General features: G+C 73.0%; 18 protein-coding genes. 11 read left to right on the top strand and 7 right to left on the bottom strand.

All coding sequences use genetic code 11. The features are described 5' to 3' along the window. Positions 1-21: 21 nt before the first annotated feature. Together DQ384_RS38900 and DQ384_RS38895 are read left to right on the top strand one after the other, a co-directional pair. A complete protein-coding gene (locus tag DQ384_RS38900; RefSeq protein ID WP_245967083.1) occupies positions 22-1,671 on the top strand; it encodes a S1C family serine protease in 1,650 nt (549 codons plus the stop codon). A 123-nt stretch (positions 1,672-1,794) separates the two neighbouring features. Beyond that, positions 1,795-2,169: a sec-independent translocase gene (locus tag DQ384_RS38895; RefSeq protein ID WP_114033897.1), complete on the top strand. Its 375-nt coding sequence runs from the start codon at positions 1,795-1,797 to the stop codon at positions 2,167-2,169. Between the two features lie 177 nt (positions 2,170-2,346). Here DQ384_RS38895 and DQ384_RS38890 read toward each other — a convergent pair whose 3' ends face one another. Continuing rightward, positions 2,347-3,486, bottom strand: a complete 1,140-nt coding sequence (locus tag DQ384_RS38890; RefSeq protein WP_114033896.1) for an Mrp/NBP35 family ATP-binding protein — start codon at positions 3,484-3,486, stop codon at positions 2,347-2,349. Between the two features lie 122 nt (positions 3,487-3,608). On the opposite strand from DQ384_RS38890, the gene DQ384_RS38885 reads away from it, so the two are divergent. After that, positions 3,609-4,058 carry a MarR family winged helix-turn-helix transcriptional regulator gene (locus tag DQ384_RS38885; RefSeq protein WP_114033918.1) on the top strand — a complete coding sequence of 150 codons (450 nt, stop codon included), beginning with the start codon at positions 3,609-3,611 and terminating at the stop codon, positions 4,056-4,058. Positions 4,059-4,135: 77 nt separating this feature from the next. Here DQ384_RS38885 and DQ384_RS38880 read toward each other — a convergent pair whose 3' ends face one another. Together DQ384_RS38880 and DQ384_RS38875 are read right to left on the bottom strand one after the other, a co-directional pair. After that, a complete protein-coding gene (locus tag DQ384_RS38880) occupies positions 4,136-4,642 on the bottom strand; it encodes a DUF1003 domain-containing protein (RefSeq protein ID WP_114033895.1) in 507 nt (168 codons plus the stop codon). Continuing rightward, entirely contained in the window at positions 4,632-5,912 is a 1,281-nt protein-coding gene (locus DQ384_RS38875) for a magnesium transporter MgtE N-terminal domain-containing protein (RefSeq protein ID WP_342769498.1), read from the bottom strand. Before DQ384_RS38875 ends, DQ384_RS38880 begins: the two co-directional genes overlap by 11 nt. A 157-nt stretch (positions 5,913-6,069) precedes the next feature. Here DQ384_RS38875 and DQ384_RS38870 point away from each other — a divergent pair, with 157 nt between their 5' ends. Then, positions 6,070-7,083, top strand: coding sequence for an EamA family transporter (locus DQ384_RS38870; protein WP_114033917.1), 1,014 nt, complete (start codon positions 6,070-6,072; stop codon positions 7,081-7,083). Between the two features lie 303 nt (positions 7,084-7,386). Here the strand turns inward: DQ384_RS38870 and DQ384_RS38865 are convergent, their stop codons facing one another. Further along, on the bottom strand, positions 7,387-7,953 hold the full coding sequence (locus DQ384_RS38865) for a biotin transporter BioY (protein WP_114033893.1): 567 nt from the start codon (positions 7,951-7,953) through the stop codon (positions 7,387-7,389). Positions 7,954-8,111: 158 nt separating this feature from the next. On the opposite strand from DQ384_RS38865, the gene DQ384_RS38860 reads away from it, so the two are divergent. The 3 genes from DQ384_RS38860 (at position 8,112) to DQ384_RS38850 (ending at position 13,853) form a co-directional block, all read left to right on the top strand. Beyond that, the gene (locus DQ384_RS38860; protein WP_114033916.1) at positions 8,112-9,050 is read left to right on the top strand and encodes an HpcH/HpaI aldolase/citrate lyase family protein; all 939 of its coding nucleotides are present in this window, start codon (positions 8,112-8,114) and stop codon (positions 9,048-9,050) included. A gap of 236 nt (positions 9,051-9,286) precedes the next feature. Then, positions 9,287-10,330, top strand: coding sequence for a CPBP family intramembrane glutamic endopeptidase (locus DQ384_RS38855; RefSeq protein WP_114033892.1), 1,044 nt, complete (start codon positions 9,287-9,289; stop codon positions 10,328-10,330). A gap of 280 nt (positions 10,331-10,610) precedes the next feature. Then, positions 10,611-13,853 carry a hypothetical protein gene (locus DQ384_RS38850; RefSeq protein WP_114033891.1) on the top strand — a complete coding sequence of 1,081 codons (3,243 nt, stop codon included), beginning with the start codon at positions 10,611-10,613 and terminating at the stop codon, positions 13,851-13,853. Here DQ384_RS38850 and DQ384_RS38845 read toward each other — a convergent pair. After that, positions 13,843-14,355, bottom strand: coding sequence for an NUDIX domain-containing protein (locus DQ384_RS38845; protein WP_114033890.1), 513 nt, complete (start codon positions 14,353-14,355; stop codon positions 13,843-13,845). The genes DQ384_RS38850 and DQ384_RS38845 overlap by 11 nt on opposite strands. 72 nt (positions 14,356-14,427) lie before the next feature. On the opposite strand from DQ384_RS38845, the gene DQ384_RS38840 reads away from it, so the two are divergent. From DQ384_RS38840 to DQ384_RS38830, 3 genes are all read left to right on the top strand, one after another. After that, entirely contained in the window at positions 14,428-15,063 is a 636-nt protein-coding gene (locus tag DQ384_RS38840) for a DUF6758 family protein (protein ID WP_114033889.1), read from the top strand. A 99-nt stretch (positions 15,064-15,162) separates the two neighbouring features. Next, on the top strand, positions 15,163-15,882 hold the full coding sequence (locus DQ384_RS38835) for an MBL fold metallo-hydrolase (RefSeq protein ID WP_114033915.1): 720 nt from the start codon (positions 15,163-15,165) through the stop codon (positions 15,880-15,882). Continuing rightward, positions 15,879-16,769: a RecB family exonuclease gene (locus tag DQ384_RS38830; RefSeq protein WP_342769497.1), complete on the top strand. Its 891-nt coding sequence runs from the start codon at positions 15,879-15,881 to the stop codon at positions 16,767-16,769. The genes DQ384_RS38835 and DQ384_RS38830 overlap by 4 nt, the downstream gene beginning before the upstream one ends. Positions 16,770-17,058: 289 nt before the next feature. Here DQ384_RS38830 and DQ384_RS38825 read toward each other — a convergent pair whose 3' ends face one another. Both DQ384_RS38825 and DQ384_RS38820 read right to left on the bottom strand, forming a co-directional pair. Then, a complete protein-coding gene (locus DQ384_RS38825) occupies positions 17,059-17,937 on the bottom strand; it encodes an alpha/beta fold hydrolase (RefSeq protein WP_114033887.1) in 879 nt (292 codons plus the stop codon). Positions 17,938-18,159: 222 nt separating this feature from the next. After that, positions 18,160-20,022 (bottom strand): DEAD/DEAH box helicase, encoded by a 1,863-nt coding sequence (locus DQ384_RS38820; protein ID WP_114033886.1) that lies wholly within the window; start codon positions 20,020-20,022, stop codon positions 18,160-18,162. A gap of 420 nt (positions 20,023-20,442) precedes the next feature. Between DQ384_RS38820 and DQ384_RS38815 the strand changes: the two genes are divergently transcribed. Beyond that, positions 20,443-21,138: a ferritin-like fold-containing protein gene (locus DQ384_RS38815; protein ID WP_114033885.1), complete on the top strand. Its 696-nt coding sequence runs from the start codon at positions 20,443-20,445 to the stop codon at positions 21,136-21,138. The last annotated feature ends 34 nt before the right edge of the window (positions 21,139-21,172 follow it).

Raw genomic sequence — 21,172 nt, 5'->3', positions numbered from 1 at the left:
AGCCCCGGGAGTGAGCGTTCGATGACCGACGAGACACGTACCTTCGATGCCGGGGACGTGGCCGCTTCATCCCAGCGCTCCAGTGAGGGCTCGCCGCCGGGGGAGCCGGGCGTGATGCGCGTCCGGCCGGAGTTCCTGCCCGCGTCCGACGGCCGCCCGGCGGGCGCGCCCGTGTCGGGGCCGGACGCCTTCACCGGCCCCAACCCGTTCGCGGCGAGAGGGCAGGGGTATGAGGGCGGCGACCCGTTCGCGCCCGGCCCGTACGCCCCGCGCGACACCATGACCGACACGCTCGTCCCTTTCGCCGCCGAGTCCGGCGACGACACCGGGCGGCGGCCGGGGGGCGAGGGGGCGTCCGGCTGGGGCAACCCCTCCGGCCCGGTCCCGCCGTCGCCGCGTCAGGCCCCGTACGGCTCGCCCGGCGGTCCCTACCCAGGCGGTCCCGGCGGCCCGTACGGCCCGCCCCCGCCGCGCAACCCGTACGGCATGGGTCCGGGGTGGGCGCCGCCGCCCGGCGCGCCCCGCACCGAGACGGGCGCCGCGGGCTCCCGCGGGCCGAGGACGGGCGTGCTGGCCGCGCTCGCCGTCGTGATCGCCCTGGTGGCGTCGACCGCGGGCAGCGTCGGCACCTACCTGCTCACCCGATCGAACGGCGACGGCGTCGACCCGGCGTACTCGCTCGGCACGCCCACGGGCGCGATCGTCAACCGGGCCCCGGACTCCGTGGCGGGCGTGGCCTCCAAGGTCCTGCCGAGCGTGGTGTCGCTGGACGTCCGGGGCAACAGCGAGGCCGGCACGGGCTCGGGCTTCGTGATCAAGGGCGGGTACGTCGTCACGAACAACCACGTCGTGGCCGCGGCGGCGCAGACCGGCAACATCAAGATCACCTTCAACGACAAGAAGTCCACCGCGGCCAAGATCGTCGGGCGTGACCCGAGCTCGGACATCGCGGTGGTCAAGCCCGACGACACCTTCGGCGTCCCGGAGATCACCCTCGGCAACTCCGACCGCGTGGTCGTGGGCGACCCGGTCATCGCGATCGGCTCCCCGCTCGGGCTCACCGGCACGGTCACGACGGGCATCATCAGCTCGCTCAACCGCCCGGTGACGGCCGGAGGCGAGAGCGGGAGCGAGTCGTCGTTCATCAACGCCATCCAGACCGACGCGGCGATCAACCCAGGCAACTCGGGCGGCCCGCTGGTCAACGGGGCCGGCGAGGTCATCGGCGTCAACTCGGCCATCGCCACGCTCGGCAACAGCTCCCTGGGCTCGCAGAGCGGCAGCATCGGGCTCGGCTTCTCGATCCCGATCAACCACGTGCGGCGGGTGGCCGAAGAGCTGATCACCACCGGCTCGGCGAAGAAGTCCCGCATCGGCGTCCAGCTCGACCCTGACTACCAGGGCGAGGGCGTGCGCATCGCCACGACGGCCGAGCAGGGCCAGCCGCCGGTGGTCCCGGGCGGTCCGGCGGACAAGGCGGGCATGAAGCCCGGCGACGTCATCCTGGCGATCGACGGGAACCCGGTCAGCGACCAGGCCGAGCTGATCGTCGCGATCCGCAGCAAGGCGCCCGGGGACACGGTGACGCTGAAGTTCCGCCGAGATGGACGGGACATGACCGCCAGCGTGACCATCGACGCCGTTCCGGTGCCGACCCCACAGCCGTCGTGATATACGCCCCTCGCATGGTGCCTCCGGCCGGCCGTGGCATTAGTCTGGGGTTAGCCGGGGTCGCCGTCGGCCGCTCCAGGCCGGGCGGCAGGCGTTCGGCGTAGCAGAGCCTAGGAGATCACAGTGTTCGGACTCGGGTGGCCGGAGATATTGGCGCTCGTGGTGATCGCCCTGCTGGTCTTCGGGCCGGACAAGCTTCCCGGCGCGGCGGCCCAGGCCGGCCGCATGCTGCGGCAGGTCCGTCAGATGGCGAACAACGCGAGGAGCGACCTGCAGGACAACCTGGGGCCGGAGTTCGCGAACTTCGACCCGACCGACCTGCATCCGAAGAACTTCGTCAGGAAGCACCTTCTGCAGGATCTCGAGGACGACTGGAAACGCCCGGCGGCCGACGTCGACGACCCGCCGTCGTCCTACGACGAGCCGTACGCCATGGCGGGGGCCGGCGGCGAGCTCGCGTACGGCGAGATCCCGCCGTACGACTCCGAGGCCACCTGACGGGTCGGTACGGGCGGGCCGTACGCCACCGAGGGGCCAGGCGGCACGGCGCCGGGTACGCCGGGCCGTGCGCCTCGTAGACGCGAAGGGCCCTGAAGACGCGAAGAAGGGGACCCACCTCAGGGCGGGTCCCCTTCTCACATGTACGGGTGCTCCAGGCGCGCCTGGAGCGGCGTCTCAGCGCCCCGCGGGCGAAAGCCCGAGCTGGAGGCCCTTCAGGCTGCTGGACTTCCTGCCGAGGCCCTCGGCGATGCGCCGCAGCTCGGTGGCCGCGGGGCTGTCGGGGTCGGTGAGCACCAGCGGCTTGCCGTTGTCGCCACCCTCGCGCAGGCGCAGGTCGATCGGGACCTGGCCGAGCAGGGGGACGCGGGCGCCGAGGGCGCGGGTGAGGCCGTCGGCGACGCTCTGCCCGCCGCCCTCGCCGAACACCGCGATGCGCTCGTCGCAGTGCGGGCAGGGCAGCCAGGCCATGTTCTCGATGACGCCGGCGATCTGCTGGTGGGTCTGGGTGGCGATCGAACCGGCGCGCTCGGCGACCTCGGCGGCGGCCTGCTGCGGGGTGGTCACGATCAGGATCTCGGCGCCGGGCATGCGCTGCGCCACCGAGATCGCGATGTCGCCGGTGCCCGGGGGCAGGTCCATGAGCAGGACGTCCAGGTCGCCCCAGTAGACGTCGGCGAGGAACTGGTGGAGCGCGCGGTCGAGCATGGGCCCGCGCCACACCACGGGGGAGTTGCCCGGCGGCTTGAACATGCCGACCGAGATGACCTTGATGTCATGCGCCACCGGCGGCATGATCATGTCCTCGACCTTGGTGGGGCGCTCGCTCACGCCCAGCATGCGCGGCACGGAGTGGCCGTAGATGTCGGCGTCGAGCACGCCGACCTTCAGGCCCGAGGTGGCCATCGCCGCGGCGAGGTTGACGGTGACGGACGACTTGCCCACGCCGCCCTTGCCGCTCGCCACGGCGAACACGCGGGTCAGCGAGCCGGGCTTGGAGAAGGGGATCTCCTTCTCGGGGCCGCGGTTGCCGCGCAGCTTGGTCTGGAGCGTCTTGCGCTGCTCGGTGCTCATGACGTCCAGGTCGACGTGGACGCGGGTGACGCCGTCGAGCTTGGAGACGGCGGCGGTGACGTCGCGTGTGATCGTGTCGCGCATCGGGCAGCCGGCGACCGTGAGATAGACGCCGACCCGCACCACCCCGTCCGGGGAGATATCGACGCTCTTGACCATGTCAAGGTCGGTGATCGGCCTGCGGATCTCCGGGTCGTTGACCGTCGCGAGCGCAGCCGTCACCACTTCTGGGGTTGGTGCCATGGATCCATGCTACGAACCCAGGGCCGATCCTACTAATCACGACCCCTTGCCGTACGGCCAAGAGACGGCCACAGTGAGGTGTGTGTCGTTATGCGACCTTCTAGGATGACCGCGTGACGTCCATGACGGCGGAGATCACCCCGCAGCAACTCATCGTCTGGCGCATTCTGCAGCGGGCCCAGGTGCAGATCACCCGGAGCCTGGAGGTCGCGCTGGTGAGCGAGCACGATCTCGCGCCCGCCGCCTACGACGTGCTCTGCCAGCTCGCCGAGAGCCCCGGGCGGCGGCTGCGCATGAACGACCTGGCCGACCGGGTGCTGCTGTCGCGCAGCGGGCTGACGCGGCTGATCGACCGCCTCCAGCGGGACGGGCTGGTGGAGCGCGAGGCCTGCCCGAGCGACGCGCGCGGGCTCTACGCGGTGCTCACCGAGGCGGGCGAGGCGCGCCTGTCGGAGGCCACCCCCACCTACCTGCGCGCCGTCCACGGGCGGTTCCTGGGCCTGCTGGACGACCAGGAGCTCCGGCAGTGCGCCGCCATGCTGGCCAAGCTCTTCCCTCCGGCCTCGGACTGAGCCGGGTCGTCCGCCACGGCCCCCGTTCCTCCACAGGCCGCCGTTCCTCCATGGGGCCCGCCGGTATCCGCCTCCGCTCAGGCGTCCCGGGAGTGGGTCTCCGGCCGTCCCCGGCCGTCCGGCGAGGCGTGGATCTCGTCCAGCAGGTGCTCCAGCTCGCTCCTGATGTAGTCGCGGGTGGCCAGCTCGCCGATGGCCAGCCGGAGCCCGGCGAGCTCGCGGGTGAGGTACTCCACCTCGGCCTGGTTGCGCTCGCCCGCCATCCGGTCCTGCTCGCCCTGGACGCGGTCGCGGTCCGCCTGGCGGTTCTGCGCGAGCAGGATCAGCGGCGCGGCGTAGGAGGCCTGGAGCGAGAGGATCAGGGTCAGGAAGATGAACGGATAGGGGTCGAACGCCAGGGTTCTCGGGGCGAGGGCATTCCAGAGCACCCAGACCGCGATGAACACCGTCATGTACACGAGGAACCGGGCCGTGCCCAGGAACCGGGCGAACCGCTCGGAAAGCCGTCCGAACGCCTCGGGGTCGTAGTGCGGGCGCAGGGTGCGCCGGAGCTCGCGCGGCTGGTCGAGCCGGTCAGGCGCCACCGCTGACCTCCGGCCGCCCGGCGGCGTCGATCGGCGGCGCGCCCGTGGCGTGCTCGTCCCGTTCGCGCCAGTCGGCGGGCAGCAGGTGGTCCAGCACGTCGTCCACGGTCACGGCCCCGACGAGACGCCCGAGCTCGTCCACCACCGCGACGGCCACCAGGTTGTAGATGGCCAGGTAGGACGTCACCTCGCGCAGCGGCAGATCGGGCCGGATCGGGTCGACGCTGTTGTCGATCGCCGCGCCGAGCAGCGAGGACGGCGGCTCGCGCAGCAGCCGCTGGAAGTGCGCCACGCCCAGGTACTTGCCCGTCGGCGTCTCGACGGGCGGCCGCGCGACGTACACCTGGGCGGCGACCGCCGGGGTGATGTCCTGGCGGCGGATCTCGGCCAGGGCCTCGGCGACCGTGGCGTGCGGCGGCAGGACGATGGGGCGGCTGGTCATCATGCCGCCCGCGGTGTTCTCCTCGTACGGCAGCAGGCGCAGGACGGGCGCAGCCTCGCGGGGCTCCATGCGGGCGATCAGCGCCTCGGCCTGCGCGGGCGGCAGGTCCTGGAGCAGGTCGGCGGCGTCGTCGGGGTCCATGGCCGCGAGGACGTCGGAGGCCCGCTCGGCGTCGAGGCGGCTGAGGATGCCGATCTGGTCGCGTTCGGGCAACTCCTCCAGGACGTCGGCGAGGCGCTCGTCGTCCAGCGCGGCGGCCACCTCTGCGCGGCGCTTGTCGGGCAGGTGGCGCAGGGCGTTGGCCAGGTCGGCGGGGCGGGTCTCCTCGAAGGCGGCGAGCAGGCCGGCCGCGCCCTGGTCGGTCTGCACGGCGCCGACCCCGGCGACGTCCGCCCAGTCCACGATCAGCGTCTCGCCGCGGCGGCGGCGCAGGCCGCGTCCGGCGCCCCGCAGCACCGCCACCTTGGTGACCAGCCACTCGCCGCCCTTGGCCTGCTCCATGGCGAGGTCGAGGACGGTCGCCCGCTCGCCGTTCACCTCCACGGCCAGGTCCAGCAGCTCGCCGATCACCAGGGACTCGGTCGTGTGCTTCTCGAAGCGCCGCAGGTTGATGGCGCCGGTGAAGATCACGGCGTCGGCCTCGATGCTGCGTATGCGGGTGATCGGCAGGAACACCCGGCGGCGGGGCTGGACCTCGACGACGAGCCCGTGCACGCGCGGAGGATCGTTGGGGCGCAGGGCGACCACGACGTCGCGTATCCGCCCGACCTTGTCACCCGCCGGGTCGAACACCGGGGTTCCGGCGAGCCGGGCGACGAAGATCCTCACTACCGCAGCGTACGAGGTCAGAGGGGATGTTCCACGCCGGGCCCCCGTAAAAGCCCTCTCAACCGGTCTCGGCATGCGGGATAGCTCCTTGATCCCACCAAAGGCCGCATGACAGGATCAAAACCATCTAACACTCATTACAGGGATGGAGTGCGGCATGAAGGGCGCGGCGCTGGGGGTGGCGGTCCTGTCCGCCTGGTGTTTCGGGTTCTCCGGCCCCATGGCGAAGTTCGTCGGCGCGGGCGGCCTCACCCCGTTGCAGGCCGTCTGGGTGCGCATGGCGGGCGCCGCGATCCTGCTCCTCGTCGTCCTCGCCGTGTTCCGCCCGAAGGCCCTGCGCGTCCCCCGGGACAAGATCGGCTTCTACGCCGCGTACGCGCTGGTCGCCGTCGCCGGGGTGCAGGCGCTGTTCTTCATCATCCTGACGCGGCTGCCTGTCGGCGTGGCGCTCCTGCTGGAGTACACCGCGCCGGTGCTCGTCGTGCTCTGGGTGCGGTTCGTCCGCGGCGTACGGCTGCCGCGCTCGGCGTACGCGGGGTCGGTGATCGTCCTGCTGGGCCTGTGCGTGGTCGTGGAGGTCTGGCACGGGATGGCGCTGGACGGCCTCGGGGTGGCGCTCGCCATGGTCGCCGCCGCCTGCTGCGCCGGCTATTTCCTCATGAGCGACGGCTCCGGCGGCGAGGTCGACGCGCTCGGCCTGATCGGGTGGAGCCTGGCGGGGTCCGCGGTGGTGCTCCTCCCGCTCGCGCGGCCGTGGGAGATCGCCTGGACGGCCTTCGGGACGAGCGCCACGATCGGCGGCCACACGCTGCCCGTGCTCGCCGCCGCCCTGTGGCTGATCGCCGTCGCCACCGTGACCGCCTACATCACCGGGGTCACCGCCGTCCGCCGCCTGTCGGCCGCCGTCGGCGCCACCGTGGCCTCCCTGGAGGTCGTCACGGGCGCGGTGATCGCGTGGTTCCTGCTGGGGGAGCACCTCGGCGCGGCGCAGATCGCCGGGGGCGCCATCGTGCTCGCGGGGGCCCTGCTGGCTCAGACCGCCACGGCGGGGGCGAGCCGGACCACCGAGGACCGGGCGGCCCAGCGGGCGGTCAGCCCGGCGGAGTCGACGGCGTTGAGCCGCTCCTTGGCGAGCGCCGCCACGGCCCCGGCCTCCGACGGCGAGGCCTGATCGACCACGCGCACGTCCGCCTCGAAGGCGATCAATCGCGCGCCGTTGTCCTTGCTGCGCAGCGTCACCGTGACCCGGGAGGCCTCCACGAGCCCGGGAAGCTCCTGCTCGCCCCCGCCGGTGACGACGTAGACGGCCCCGTCGTGCCAGACGTGCCAGGCCAGCCGGTCGCCCCCGGGCAGGGAGACCCACAGCACGCTCGACTTCTTCGCGCCCTCTTCTATCAGCGACAGGCTCACAGGAGCAATGTACGGCCCGATCGCCCGGCACGGGACGTGCCGCCGGGCGATCGGGGACGGCGGGTCAGCGGCGGGCGAGCTTCCAGGCGGCGGGCAGCAGGGCGGCGGCGGCCAGGACCTTCAGGCCGTCACCGATCAGGAACGGCACGACGCCCTGGTCGAAGGCGGTCGCGAAGTCCGTGCCGGTCGCCACCATGAGCCACGGCAGGCCCACGGCGTAGATCAGCACCGTGCTGAAGGTCATGGTCGCCACGGTGCGCAGCGGAGTGCGGTCGCCGCCCCTGTGGGCGAGCGCACCCGCCACCGAGGCGGCGAGGATGAAGCCGACGACGTACCCCAGCGTGACGTTGCCGGCGTCCGGCGCGAACCACGGCACACCGAGCTGGCCGATCAGCATGTACAAGGCCATGCCGAAGAAGGCGCGCGGCAGGCCGAGCGCGGCGCCGGACAGCAGGACGGCGAAGGTCTGGAGAGTGAGCGGGACGGGAGTGCCGGGCAGGGGAATGCTCACCTGGGCGGCGAGCCCGACGAGCCCGGCCGCGCCGACGACCAGCGCGACGTCCCTCACCAGCCTGCCGGGGATGAGATCGGACAGTACGGCGGGACGAACCGCCACGGACGCATCACTCATTGTCTTACTCCCTTTACCTATGCTTGTAGTCCATTGTCGGGAATGCACCTGTTATGGCTGTACGAGATCCCCGCCAAGAACCGGCGGCGGCCTTTGTGACGCCTCCACAGGTACCCCGCGGGCGTGCCGGAGCCGGTCAGCGGGCTACGGTGGTCGCCATGCGCTCCCGTCGTTCCTGTCTCGCGGTGCCCGGCAGCAACCCCCGCTTCCTGGAAAAGGCCCAGGCTCTGCCCGCCGACGAGGTCTTCCTCGATCTTGAGGACTCCGTCGCGCCGCAGGCCAAGGAACAGGCCAGGAAGAACGTCGTGGACGCGCTGCGCACCGGCGACTGGAGCGGGAGGACGCGCGCCGTCCGGGTCAACGACCTGTCGACCATGTGGACGTACCGCGACGTGATCGAGGTCGTCGAGGGGGCCGGGGACGCGCTGGACTGCCTCATCCTGCCCAAGGTCGAGGACGCCGGGCAGGTGGCCTGGCTGGACACGCTGCTCACCCAGATCGAGAAGGCCGTGGGCCTGCCCGCCGGCGGCATCGGCGTCGAGGCGCAGATCGAGAGCGCGCGCGGCCTGGTCAACGTCGACGCCATCGCCGCCGCCTCCCCGCGCCTGGAGACGCTGATCTTCGGCCCGGCCGACTTCATGGCGTCGGTCAACATGAGGACGCTGGTCGTCGGGCAGCAGCCGCCCGGGTACACCGAGGGCGACGCCTACCACTACGTGCTGATGCGCATCCTCATGGCGGCGCGGACCTGCGACCTGCAGGCGATCGACGGGCCGTATCTGCAGATCAGGGACCTGGACGGGTTCGCCAAGGTGGCGCGCAGGTCGGCGGCGCTCGGGTTCGACGGCAAATGGGTGCTCCACCCGACGCAGATCGAGTCGGCCAACGAGATCTACTCGCCCACGCAGGACGACTACGACCACGCCGAGCTGATCCTGGACGCCTACGAGCACGCCACGACGGTGGACCGGCGCGGCGCCGTGATGCTTGGCGACGAGATGATCGACGAGGCCTCCCGCAAGATGGCCCTGGTCGTCGCCGCCAAGGGACGCGCGGCCGGGCTCACCCGGACCAAGGGCTTCCGGCCGCCCGCCTGAGCCCCCGGCCCGCGCGCTCCCGGCCTCCGCGCCCGCCGGGGCCACCCCGCCGCGCAGCCCGACCTGGCGGCCGCCGGGCAGGACGCCTGGTCGTTTCAAGATCTTCTCCTGTGGCTGTCGGTGTTCCGGGAGCAGCCTGCGCACCCGTCCAACAAGAAATGCGCACGACGGCGAGTTCCCGGCGTACGTGCGGCCCGACCGCCGGGCCGTCCGCCGTGGCGGGGAGAATGTGAGGTATGCACGATCCGTCGCAGCCGCACCAGCCGCAACCCTCTGGGTGGCCCTCAGAGGCCGAACACCAGGCGGTGGGCGGCCCGGCGGGTCGCCCGTACTACCCGGGCCCCCAGCCCTGGCAGGCGCCTCCGCCGCCGGCGCGGTGGACGGTCCCGCCGCCGCCCGGCGCGCGCTACGACCACCTGGCGCGCACGCCGGTGCACCGCTGGTGGCGTCCGCTCGCGGGGACGGCCGTGATCGCCGTCGCCTTCGTCGGTGTGTCGCTCGTGGTGCTGCTGGCCGGGGTGATCGTCGCCGGGCTCGCCGGCGTCCCGGTGGTCATGGAGGTCGGACGGCTGTTCGCCGACCCGGTCTTCGAGCTGGCCGTGATGCTGCTGTCCATCGCGGCGGTCCTGCCCTTCGTGTTCCTGACCGCCTGGCTGGTCCAGCGGCGCCCGCCCGGCACGCTGTCGTCCGTCGCAGGCCGGCTGCGCTGGGGGTGGCTGTTCCTGTGCACGGGCGTGGCCCTGGTCGCGCTGATCCTCGGGCAGCTCGCGATGACCGCGACGTACGCGGCGACGGGCGCGGACATGGGCGACCTCTTCGGCTGGGTGGGGTGGGACCGGTTCCTGCCGGGGCTCATCGTGATCGTGCTGCTGGTGCCGTTCCAGGCCGCGACCGAGGAGTACGTCTTCCGCGGGTGGGTGATCCAGGCGTTCGGCGCGTACTTCAGGACGCCGTGGCCGGGCATCCTGTTCGGGGCGGCGGTGTTCACCTCGCTGCACGCTTATACCGACTGGGGCATCGTGGACGTCTTCAGCTTCGGCGTGCTGATGGGCTGGCTCGCGGTCCGCACGGGCGGGCTGGAGGCGCCGATCGCGCTGCATGTGATCAACAACGTCGTGAGCTTCCTGCCGGCGGCCGCCTCCGGCGACCTCGGGGACGCACTGCGTCAGGGGGCGGTGCCGTGGCAGGCGATCAGCGGGACGGTCGTGCAGTTGGGCTTCTTCGCCGTAGTGGTCGTAATAATCGCCCAAAAACGGGCAATTCAGACTGTCTCTAGATAAATCTGACTAGAGAGGTCTCGCCAGAAGGGCCCTCCTCGTGTTGCCCTTGGAAGGTGTGCGGGCCGGCGGGCGGCCCCAGGGAGGTGCACGCTGACGGCGAGGGCGAGGGGCGAGGCCTGGCATGGCCGTGCCCGGTCAGGTGATCACTGGGCATTGCGTGGGTATCGGTACGATCGCGAGTGATCTGTAGTCGACGCGACGGATTCGCGGGACCTCGGTGGAACGGTCCTGAGTCACCGCCATCAAACTGGGTTAGGCTGCCGACGAGGAGGTGCTGAGCGTGGCCTCGGGCCCCCACGACCCGCGCTCTTCATGGTGGTCGGCCGACGACGACGCCGACCGCGATCGCATTCCCGGCCGATCCGGGTCCCACCAGACCCACAGGCCTCCTCCGGCCCTGCACCACACCCCGCCGGATCCCTCGGAGGTCCGCTCGCGCGGCCTGCCCCTGGACTCGCCATGGGCGCTGCCGCCCTTCGGCGCCCCCATCGGCGCGCCCACCGGCAACGGTCCCGGAGACGCCGAGGACGAGCCTCCCCGGCAGCCGTCGCCGGGTCGCCACCCCTACGCCCGGCCGTACGGCGGCACGGCCGAGCCCCGCCACAGCGCGGGCCGTCCCGGCCCCGAACAGCCCCGGCCGCAGGATCGCACGCCCGCCGGGGACCACCCCGCCGCCGACCACTACGGCAACGACCACTACGGCGACGACTACTCCGGCGACGACTACGGCACCGACTACTCGGGGGAGGACTACCCCGCGAGCGAGCCGACGCAGCCGGCGCGCCCGCCCCGGCGCCTGGTGACCCGTCCGGACAAGCTGGTCGCCACCGGCCCCCCGCGCACACCGTCGGCGCGCCCCGCCGCTCCCGTGCCCTTACCGGACGACGATCCCTTACCGGACGTGCCCCCCACAGCTCCTCCCGCGGCCTTCGCGCCGGAGCTCCCCGGCATCCGGGTCGAGCCGCACATCCCCGCCGAGCCGGAGGTCACCTACGACCCCGACGACGATTACGACGACCACGACGACTTCGACGACCCTGGTGTCCCCGTCGGTCGGCGCATCGGCGGGCCGCCCCCCGGCCGCCCCGCCACCCCCCGCCCCGACGTCCTGGTGGCCAGCGGCCCGCCCCGTCCGCGCGGGACCGGCAGGGGACGCCACCACCGCGACCAGCCCGTCCCCCGGCCCCGCCGCACCCCCACGCCGCCGCGCCGCTACGTCCTCGGCCGCCGCCGCGTGCTGACCCCCGTGATCGTGGCCGTGGCGGTCCTGCTGGCCGCCGGGCTGGGCCTCGTCATCGTCAACTGGGTGAACTCCCCGGTCAGCTCGGGCCTGCGTCTCGCCGCCGGCGACGGCGGGTCCGGCGACCAGGCCTTCGCCGCGCCGCCGGGCGTCAGCGGCACCGGGTCCAGCCAGGTGCTCAACGCCGTCACCTCGGTCGGCTCCACCGTCGTCGCCGTGGGCAGCGACACGACCAGCCCCGTGCCCCGCCCGCTCTTCCTGGTCTCGCCGGACGGCGGCAAGTCCTGGGAGCTCGGCCGCGTGACCGGGCCCGCCGGATACCAGCCCGCCGGATCCGCCGGGCGCGTGACCGGCGGCGACGGCCGCTGGCTCGCCGCCGGAACCGAGGCACCGGGCGCGGCCGGGTCGGCACGCGGCCTGTGGACCAGCACGGACGGCCGCTCCTGGACGGCCGTCGCCCCCGCGCGGCTCTCGGTCTTCTGGAGCGGCGACCGCATCACCGACCTCGCCCGCACGGCGAGCGGCTTCGTGGCCGTCGGCTCCACCACCCTCCAGGACGGCGGCTACGGCCCGGTGGCCTGGGTCTCGCCGGACGGGCAGAGCTGGAGCCGCGTGGACACCGGAGAGATCGGCACCACCGACAAGGTGCGGGCCATCCGCGCCGTCGTGGCCAAGGGCGACGCCGTGGTCGCGCTGGCCGACCCCGGCACGGGCGACACGACCTCGGTCATCCTGCGCTCCCCCGACGGCGGCAGGACGTGGCTGCGCACCGCCGCCGCCCTGCCCGGCGTGCGGCCGGAGCCGGGCGCGCTCGCGGTCGCGGGCAAGGGGTTCCTGCTGGTCCCGACCCTGCAGAAGTCCGACGCCGGCGACGTCCGCGTCTACTGCTCAGAACTCGGCGACCAGTGGCAGCAGTGCGGCATGATCGGCGGCCTCGGGCGCGAGGCGACCGGCGTGCGCGGCCTGGCGTCCTCGGCGGCCGGGGTGGCGGCGGTCGCCGAGTCCGGCTGGGAGCGCTACGCCGTCTACACCAGCGGCGACGGCAAGAAGTGGACCGAGAGCACCGCCCTCGGGCAGATCCCCGGCACCCTGCGCGGCCTGTCGATCACCGACGCGGGCACGCTCGTGGCGGCGGGCGACCAGCGGGCCGGGGGACTGGACAACCTCCCGGTGCTGATGACGGCGAGCAAGGGCAAGCCCGCCGCCCCCGTGGCGCTCGGCGACATCGACGGGTTGTCCCGCTCGGCCCGCGACACCGCCGCACTGGTCGCGGCGGGCGAGTCCTTCGTGGCCGTCGGGTCGGTCAAGGGGGACGCCGGCATCTGGACGAGTCCGACCGGCCAGAACTGGAAGGCCGTCAACTCCCCGGCGCTCGGCGGCGCGGGCAGGCAGTCGCTCAACGACGTCGCCCACGGCCCCCACGGGTGGCTCGCGGTCGGCAGCACCACGGCGGACTCGGCGTTCATCCGGCCCCTGCTGGCCACCTCCGGCGACGGGCGCAGTTGGCGGCCCGCGCCCGAATCGCCCGCCCTGGGCGGGTCCGGGCGGTACGCCGTGGTCCCGCGCGTGGTCGCGGCCGGGCCGGAGGGGTACGTGATCGCGGGCGACGACAGCGGCCCCGGCGGCGTGGTCGCCGCGCTGTGGTTCTCGGCCGACCTTCGCCGCTACTCGCGCGCGGCCCCGCAGAGCCTGCCCGCCGGCGGCGCCGACGTGCGCATCGAGGACGTCGTCGCCACGCCGGGCGGCTACCTCGCGGTCGGCGCCTCCGGGACGACGGGACGGACGTCCGGCGTGGTCTGGGTGTCGAAGGACGGGCTGAACTGGACGGCGCGCAAGCGGGTGGTCCCCGAGGGGGCCCGCTCGGCCGCGCTGCGCCGGGTGGTCGTCCACGAGGGCGGCGTGGTGGCCGTGGGGAGCGCGACCACGGACGCGGGGGCCGAGCGGCCGTTCGCGGCCGTCTCGTCCGACGACGGGGTCACCTGGGACTACGCCTGGCTGCCGGCCGAGGACACCGCGGTCGTGCTCGACATGACCGCCTCGAAGTCGGGGCTGGTCGCGGTCGGCTCCTACGGGCCGCCCGCGACCGGGGACAGCGCGGTCTGGACCTCGCACGACGGCCTGGACTGGCAGCGCCACGCCCTCACCGGCGACGGCATGGCCGGGGACGGCGCCCAGTGGCTCGGCGCCATCGCCGTCGTCGGCGACACGGTGGTGGCCGTCGGCCGTTCGACGACCTACACCGCCGACCACCTGACCCTGTGGCGGACGTCCTTCAGCCGCTGACCTCGCCGCCGACCGGGCCGCCGACCTCGGCCCGGAACACCCGCCAGGCGTCCAGCACCTCCAGCAGCCCGGAGGTGAGCGGCAGCCGGGCCAGGTCGTCGCGGCCGTACCAGCCCGCCTCGGCGGCGTCGTCCCCGGCCCGGAGCGCTGAGTCCGTGTGGGCTGAGTCCGTGTGGGCTGAGTCCGTGTGGGCCGCGTCCGTCCGGGCGCCGTCCTCCTGGGCCGGGGCGCTCGCCCGTGGTGTGGCAAAATAGTCGTAAATCTCGTACACGACACCGCCCGGCCCCGGACGCTCCACGGTGCCGGCCAGGCCCGCCGTCGCGACCGCGAGACCGGTCTCCTCCAGCAGCTCGCGTTCGAGGGCCTCGGCGTCGGACTCGCCCGGCTCGACGCGGCCGCCGGGCAGCGACCACGACCCCACGCCGGGCGGGCGCCCCCGCCGGACCAGCAGGAGGCGTCCCGCGCCGTCCAGGACGATGCCACCCACGCACCTCACGCGCATACACCAAGATTACGCTGGGATAACGGGATTCCCCTTGACTTTCCCGCGCTGACGGAAGCACGGTGGATAACTGTGAGAGCCGCGCCCACCTGTCCAAGGTGTTTCGGCACGCTGCGCCCGCCCAGCGCCTGGTCAAGCTCATGGCGTTGCGGCGTGCACGGCGCCGTCCTGCCCTTCCAGGCCAGACGCCCCTCCGGCGAGTCGCTCGACGTGGTGAGAAAGGACTCGCTCGTCCCCTTCTGGCTGCCGTGGCCGCTGCCCGCCGGCTGGCTGGTGACCGGCTTCGGCGACGCCGGGGACGAGCGCTCCGGCGCCCGCGCCGGAGTGGTGGCCGTGTCCGGGCCGTCCGTCACCCACGGGCCCGCCGACCTGGTCATCGTCGCTGAGGAGCCCGGCATGGGCCTCGGCGCCGCCTTCGCCGGGCTCGACGGCCCCGACCCCGGGCCGGGGTTCGACGACGGTCCGCCCAACGCCAAGGTCGAGGCGCTCGGCCACCCCACGCCGCTGTGGTGGGTCGAGGGCCTGCCCGACCGCGCCGTCTACGTCGGCGAGGCGATGGGCGACTGGCTGTGGCTGATCGGCTGGCCCGCCGAGGCCGGGTGCCTGGTGGCGCTTTCCGACCTTTCCCTGCGTGACCTGAGGGAGCACGACCAGGAGCTCGACCTGCCGTTCGGGGCCTTCTCCCCGCGTCTCGGGGACGAGCCGTGACCTCCGGCGCCCCCCGCACGGCGGCGAGTGCCGGATCTTCGCCGATCCTTTCGTCGCGACGTATCCTGAACGGTTCCCCCGTTCGGTAAGGTCGTGGCCGTGACAGCGCGTATCGAGCGAGTGGTGACCGAGGGAGTCGTGACCGTCGACGGCTCCGAATACAAGGTCGAGAACAACACCTGGATCGTGGGCGACGACGAAGAGGTCATCGTCATCGACCCCGCGCGTGACGCGGAGACGATCCTCGAGAACGTCGGCGAGCGTGAGGTCCTCGCCGTGATCTGCACCCATGGCCTGCCCGACCACGTCGGCGGCGCCATCGAGGTGGCGGCGCGCGACGAGGCGGTCGTCGCCCTCAACCGCAAGGACCGCCGGCTCTGGCGCGAGACGTGGGAGGAGACCTACCCCGACATCGACATGGAGGACGAGGGCGTCTTCGGCGTCGCCGACGTCGAGATCGAGGTCATCGCCACCCCCGGTATCACCCAGGGCGGAGTCTCCCTCTACGTCGAGGCGCTCGGCGTGGTGTTCACCGGCAAGACGCTGCTGGCCGACGGCCCCGGCAAGATCGGCGGTGAGTACCCCGCGCTGGCCGACCAGCTCACCGCGATCGGCGAGCGGCTGTTCACCCTGCCGGGCGACACCCGCGTCCTGCCCGCCCACGGCGAGGAGACGACGATCGCCGAGCAGGAGCAGCACTTCGACGACTGGCTGGCCGGTTCGCTGACCGGCGACCGCGCGCCCGAGGACACCACGGAGGGCCTTCTGACGGACGGCACCAAGGCGTCGGGCATCAAGCTCAAGCTCGACGACGAGTGACCCCCCAGGGGCAACTCCCGCTGGACGGCATGCCCAAGCGGCTCTACACGTGCACGCCGTCCCGGCTGAACACCTGGCTGGACTGCCCGAGGCGCTACCGCTTCACGTATCTCGACCGCCCGGCCCCGCCCAAGGGGCCGCCCTGGGCGCACAACAGCGTGGGCGCCTCGGTGCACAACGCCCTGGCCGGTTGGTGGCGCGAGCCGTACGAACGCAGGACCCCGGCGATGGCGGCGATCCTCCTGAGCAAGGGGTGGATCACCGAGGGGTTCCGCGATCAGGAGCAGTCGACGCTGTGGCGTGACCGCGCGCGGGCGATGGTGTCGGGGTACGCCTCGACGCTGGACCCCTCCGACGAGCCCGTCGGGGTCGAGCGCACCGTCGCCACCCGCACGTCGGTGATCGCGGTGTCGGGGCGCGTCGACCGCATCGACCGGCGCGGCGACGAGCTGGTCATCGTCGACTACAAGACCGGCAGGCGTCCCCTCACCGAGGACGACGCCCGCTCGTCGCTGGCGCTGGCGATCTACGCGGTGGCGTCCTCGCGGGTCATGCGCCGCGCCTGCCGCACGGTCGAACTCCACCACGTGCCGACCGGGTCGATCGTCCAGTGGGAGCACACCGACGAGTCCCTCGCCCGCCACATCGGCCGGGCCGAGGACATCGCGCGGGAGGCGTCCGAGGCGGACGAGCGCTACCGCGCGTGGCGCGCGGACGCCGGTGACCGGGACGGCCCGCGTGCGCCGCTCCCGCCCGACCTGGACGCGAGCCTGCCGCCGAAGCCGGGGCCGATGTGCTCGTGGTGCGACTACCGCCGCCACTGCCCGGAGGGCCAGGCCGCGGGCACCCCACACCAGCCCTGGGACGGCCTGCCCGACGTGGACTGACACCAGAACGCGACCGGAACGGACGGGACCGTCACCCGAACCGCCACCGGGACGGAAGCCGTCACCGGGACGGACGGGACCGGGATGGACGGGACCATCAGGGGGACTGACGCCGGGATCGACGAGGGCCGTGTCGGCCGGACCCGGTACGCGCCTCGCCCGTCCGTCGCGGGTACGCGTCTCAGTTGTCCGCCGTGGGATACGCGCCTCACCCGTCCGCCGCGCGGGGCGCGCCTCGCTTGTCCGCCGTGGGATACGCGTCTAACCCGTTCGCCGCGCGGAGCGCGGCTCAGGCGTTGTGCATCAGGCGCTGCTCGGCGGCGTTCCAGAAGCGTGTGAGCGCGTGGGCCGTCGTCTCCGGGGCCTCGACCGCCGGGGAGTGCAGCGCCCCCGGGACGACCACGCACTCGGCCTCCAGCCGCTTGGCCATCTCGGCCTGGAGGGGCGGCGGCCAGCCGTCGTCGTGTTCGCCGTAGAGGACCAGCGTGGCCACGTCGAGCTCGCAGAGGTCGTCGAGGCGGTCGACGGCGCCGAGCACCTGCTCGGCCATCGTGACCAGCGCCGTCGGCGAGTTCGCGAACAGCCGCCGCCGCAGGAAGGCCACGATGTGGTCGGGAACGCCCGCGGCGATGGCCTCGGGCTCCAGCCGGTGCGCCCAGATGTGCTCCAGGCCGACCTCGGGCAGCGTGCGCAGCATCAGCCGGGCCGCCTGCTCGCGCGCGCCGATGATGCCGGCCGGCCCCGAGCTCATCAGCGTGTGCGACGCGGGCTTGATGACCCCGCCGATCACCGCTTCACGAGTGACCAGGCCGCCGAAGGAGTGGCCGAGCAGGTGGACGGGCTCGCCGCCGCCCACGGCCTCGGCCACGGCGTCGATGTCCTCACCGAGGGCCTCGCAGCTGTAGGCCGCCGGGTCGTCCGGACCCTTGGTCTCGTACTGGCCGCGCATGTCGATCGCGACGACGCGGCGCCCGGCCTGGGCGAGCGTCTGGAAGATCGCGAGGAAGTCCTCCTTGCTGCCGGTGTACCCGGGGATCAGCAGGGCGGGCCAGCGCTCGGGCACGCCGCTGACCGGCAGCGCCTCAAGGGCGGCGAAGGAGCCCACCGGTGTCTCGATGCGCTGCGCGCGGACACCGGGCGGGAGACTCAGGAAGCGCGGCGTGCTCACGTGGCACCACGATACTGAGGACTCATTCCGGCGACACCGTCGAACGCCGTATGTCGGTCGCGTGGTTGCTTCAGCACTTTCCCACCTGGTCGGATGGCGCCTCACCACGGCACGGGCGGACCGCCGGGGACGACGGCCCGCCGCGAGGGCCGTCCGCCGTTCCCGGCGGCTCTCACCGGTCGATCACCGGTGTCGTGCCGCGATGTCTTACGCGCCGCCTGTTCATCCCCTCCGGGGGCGTTGCTGGGACGGCCTGCGGCGCTGCTGGACGCGCTCGGAGGCCGCGGAGGGGGCCACATCATCGTCGTCCACCGCCAGGTCGGGCGAGCGGAAGATGATGGCGAACGGAGAGGGCGGGATGATCCGCTCCGGCTCGGGGCGGGCGACGGGCGCCTCGGGCGCGGCGGGCCTGTACGCCGCCGCTTCGGTGTCTTCTGCGTACTCGGTGTCGTCCGCGTCGTCGAAGTCCCCGAATTCCTGGGTGTCCTCGGTGTCCTCGAAGTCGTCGGATCCGGAGTCGTCGAAGTTCTCGGTGTCCTCGAAGTCGCCGAGGTTCGCGATGCCGCGGGAGATCACCACGTCCTCCTCGGCCTCGGCGTCGAACAGCGGCTCCTGCGCCGCGCCGCCGTCCTTCGCGGAGGCGGCGGGGACGTCGGCCAGCGCCTCGGACAGCGCCGACCGGTTGGCGCCCCTGCGGGAACGCCGCGGCGCCGCGACCTCGGCGGCCTCCTGGACGACGGGCCCGGCTTCGGGGGCCAGGACGTCACCGGCGACGACGGCCTCGGTGACGGTCTCGGGGGAGATCGTCTCCTGGCCGCCGCGGGTGCGCCTGCGCTGCCGGTTGCGCGCCGGGCGCTCGCGGCGCTCGGTGCGTTCGGCCCGCTCGGTGCGCTCGTCGCGCTCGCGGCGCGAGCGGTGCCGCCCGGTCTCGCCGAGGTCCTCGACGTGCTCGGCGGACAGCCCCGCGCGGGACCGCTGGGCGCGCGGCAGCACGCCCTTGGTGCCCTCGGGGATGTGCAGCTCCGCGTAGATGTTCGGCGAGGTGGAGTACGTCTCGACGGGCTCGGCGAAGTCGAGGCCGAGGGCGTTGTTGATGACCTTCCAGCGGGTGAGCTCCTCCCACTCGACGAAGGTCACCGCCACGCCCGTGCGCCCCGCCCGGCCGGTGCGGCCGATGCGGTGGATATAGGCCTTCTCGTCCTGCGGGCAGTCGTAGTTGACGACGTGGGTGACGTCGTCGATGTCGATGCCGCGCGCCGCGACGTCCGTCGCCACCAGCACGTCGATCTTGCCGTTGCGGAACGCCCGCAGCGCCTGCTCGCGCTGGCCCTGCCCGAGGTCGCCGTGCACGGCCGCGGCGGCGAAGCCGCGCTCCTTGAGCTGCTCGGAGACCATGTCGCAGGCGCGCTTGGTCTCGCAGAACACCATCGTGAGCCCGCGGCCCTCGCTCTGCAGCAGGCGGCCGACGATCTCGATCTTGTCCATGCGGTGCGTGCGGTACACGAACTGGGTCGTCTTCGACACGTCGTCGGCGTCGGCGTCGGCGTTCTCCGCGCGCACATGGGTGGGGCGCGACAGGTAGCGGCGCGACAGGCCGACGATCTCGCCGGGCATCGTGGCGGAGAACAGCATGGTCTGCCGCTCGGCCGGGATCAGCTTCATGATCCGCTCGATGTCCGGGAGGAAGCCCAGGTCGAGCATGCGGTCGGCCTCGTCCAGGACCAGCATGGACACCTGGGTGAGGTCGAGATGCTTCTGCTTCACCAGGTCGAGGAGCCGGCCCGGAGTGCCGACGATGACGTCGACCCCCTGCTTCAACGCCTCGATCTGCGGCTCGTACGCCCGCCCGCCGTACACGGTGAGGATGCGCGAGCCCAGCTTGCCCCCGGCGACGACCAGGTCCTCGGTGACCTGCAGCGCGAGCTCACGGGTCGGGACGACGACGAGGCCGCGGGGCTTCTTGCGGTTCTTGCGGGGTTTGCCGACGCGCTGGAGCATCGCCACGCCGAATGCGTAGGTCTTGCCGGTGCCGGTGCGCGCCTGGCCGATGACGTCCTGCCCGCTGATCGCGAGGGGAAGGGCCATCTCTTGAATGGGAAAGGGTGAGATGATGCCCTCGGTCTCGAGGGCATCAGCGATCTCCGCTATGACTCCAAGGTCTCGGAACGTGGTCAGCTCGGCCTGCCTAGGTCTCCTGCGAAGGCGGGCCTCCGGGACCGCCGGCCTGGTGCCGGGTCCGCGCGGAAAAGCCAACCCTCATCCGTCTCGGCGACCGCCGCGACATGGCGCGTATGGGGGCTATCAGGCGATATTCGCCCTGAATAACATACTGCGGTCGCACTCTTACAGGTCAGTGTACTCGATACCACAACTGCGGGCCGATTTCTTGGCGTTCCATCCGGTAAGTCGCGGCCGATTCGATGCCGACCGTGTGCCTTGCCGTGAGGAGCGGGCGCTCCCGGCGTCCGGGTCCGGGGGCCGTCCCGAAGCTCGTACGCTGCATCCATGAGTGATTCCCCTGCCGGCGCCGGCGGCGGCACCGGTGTCGTCGATCTCCTCGGCGTGCTGGCCTACGCCGAGCTGACCGCCTTCCTGCGGCTCGCCGAGGACGCCGCCACCCTCGCCCCCTCGCTCACCGACCGGGCGGCGCTCAGCGGCCTCGCCGCCGTCGAGTACGCCCACTTCCGGCTGCTGCGCGACCGGCTGGCCTCGCTCGGCGCGGATCCGGAGAAGGCGATGGCGCCGTTCGTCGAGGCGCTCGACGACTGGCACGCCCAGACGCGGCCGGGGGACTGGCTGGAGGCGCTGGTCAAGGCGTACGTCGGCACGGGCATCGCCGGGGACTTCTACCGCGAGGCCGCCCGGCACGTGGACGCCGACACCCGCGAGCTCGTGGACGAGGTGCTGGCCGAGGAGGTCCGGTCGGAGTTCGTGGTCGACCGGGTGCGCACGGCGCTGGCCGGTAGCCCGCAGGTCGCCGGGCGGCTCGCGCTCTGGGCCCGGCGCATGGTGGGCGAGGCGCTGAGCCAGGGCAACCGGCTCGCGCTCGCCCGTCCCGAGCTGGCGTTGCTGCTGGTCTCGGAGTCCGCGGGGGCGGGGGAGGGGGACGCCGACCTCATCGGCATCGGCCGGCTGTTCGCCCGCCTCACCGAGGAGCACGGGAAGCGCATGGCGGCCCTCGGTCTGGTCCCGGGTCCGTGAAGCGGAGGGACGCGTGGGCCCCCAAAGGTAAGGT

It is taken from the genome of Sphaerisporangium album (assembly GCF_003323745.1).
Lineage (GTDB): Bacteria > Actinomycetota > Actinomycetes > Streptosporangiales > Streptosporangiaceae > Sphaerisporangium > Sphaerisporangium album.
The sequence above is the reverse complement of the archived record's forward strand: the minus strand, read 5'-3'. Positions and strand labels throughout refer to the sequence as shown.

Coding starts and splice junctions, on each gene's coding strand:
- DQ384_RS38900 (WP_245967083.1), top strand. CDS start 22: ATGACCGACGAGACACGTACCTTCGATGCCGGGGACGTGGCCGCTTCA.
- DQ384_RS38815 (WP_114033885.1), top strand. CDS start 20,443: ATGAGTGATTCCCCTGCCGGCGCCGGCGGCGGCACCGGTGTCGTCGAT.
- DQ384_RS38885 (WP_114033918.1), top strand. CDS start 3,609: ATGACGGCGGAGATCACCCCGCAGCAACTCATCGTCTGGCGCATTCTG.
- DQ384_RS38820 (WP_114033886.1), bottom strand. CDS start 20,022: ATGGCCCTTCCCCTCGCGATCAGCGGGCAGGACGTCATCGGCCAGGCG.
- DQ384_RS38860 (WP_114033916.1), top strand. CDS start 8,112: ATGCGCTCCCGTCGTTCCTGTCTCGCGGTGCCCGGCAGCAACCCCCGC.
- DQ384_RS38890 (WP_114033896.1), bottom strand. CDS start 3,486: ATGGCACCAACCCCAGAAGTGGTGACGGCTGCGCTCGCGACGGTCAAC.
- DQ384_RS38865 (WP_114033893.1), bottom strand. CDS start 7,953: ATGAGTGATGCGTCCGTGGCGGTTCGTCCCGCCGTACTGTCCGATCTC.
- DQ384_RS38870 (WP_114033917.1), top strand. CDS start 6,070: ATGAAGGGCGCGGCGCTGGGGGTGGCGGTCCTGTCCGCCTGGTGTTTC.
- DQ384_RS38845 (WP_114033890.1), bottom strand. CDS start 14,355: ATGCGCGTGAGGTGCGTGGGTGGCATCGTCCTGGACGGCGCGGGACGC.
- DQ384_RS38855 (WP_114033892.1), top strand. CDS start 9,287: ATGCACGATCCGTCGCAGCCGCACCAGCCGCAACCCTCTGGGTGGCCC.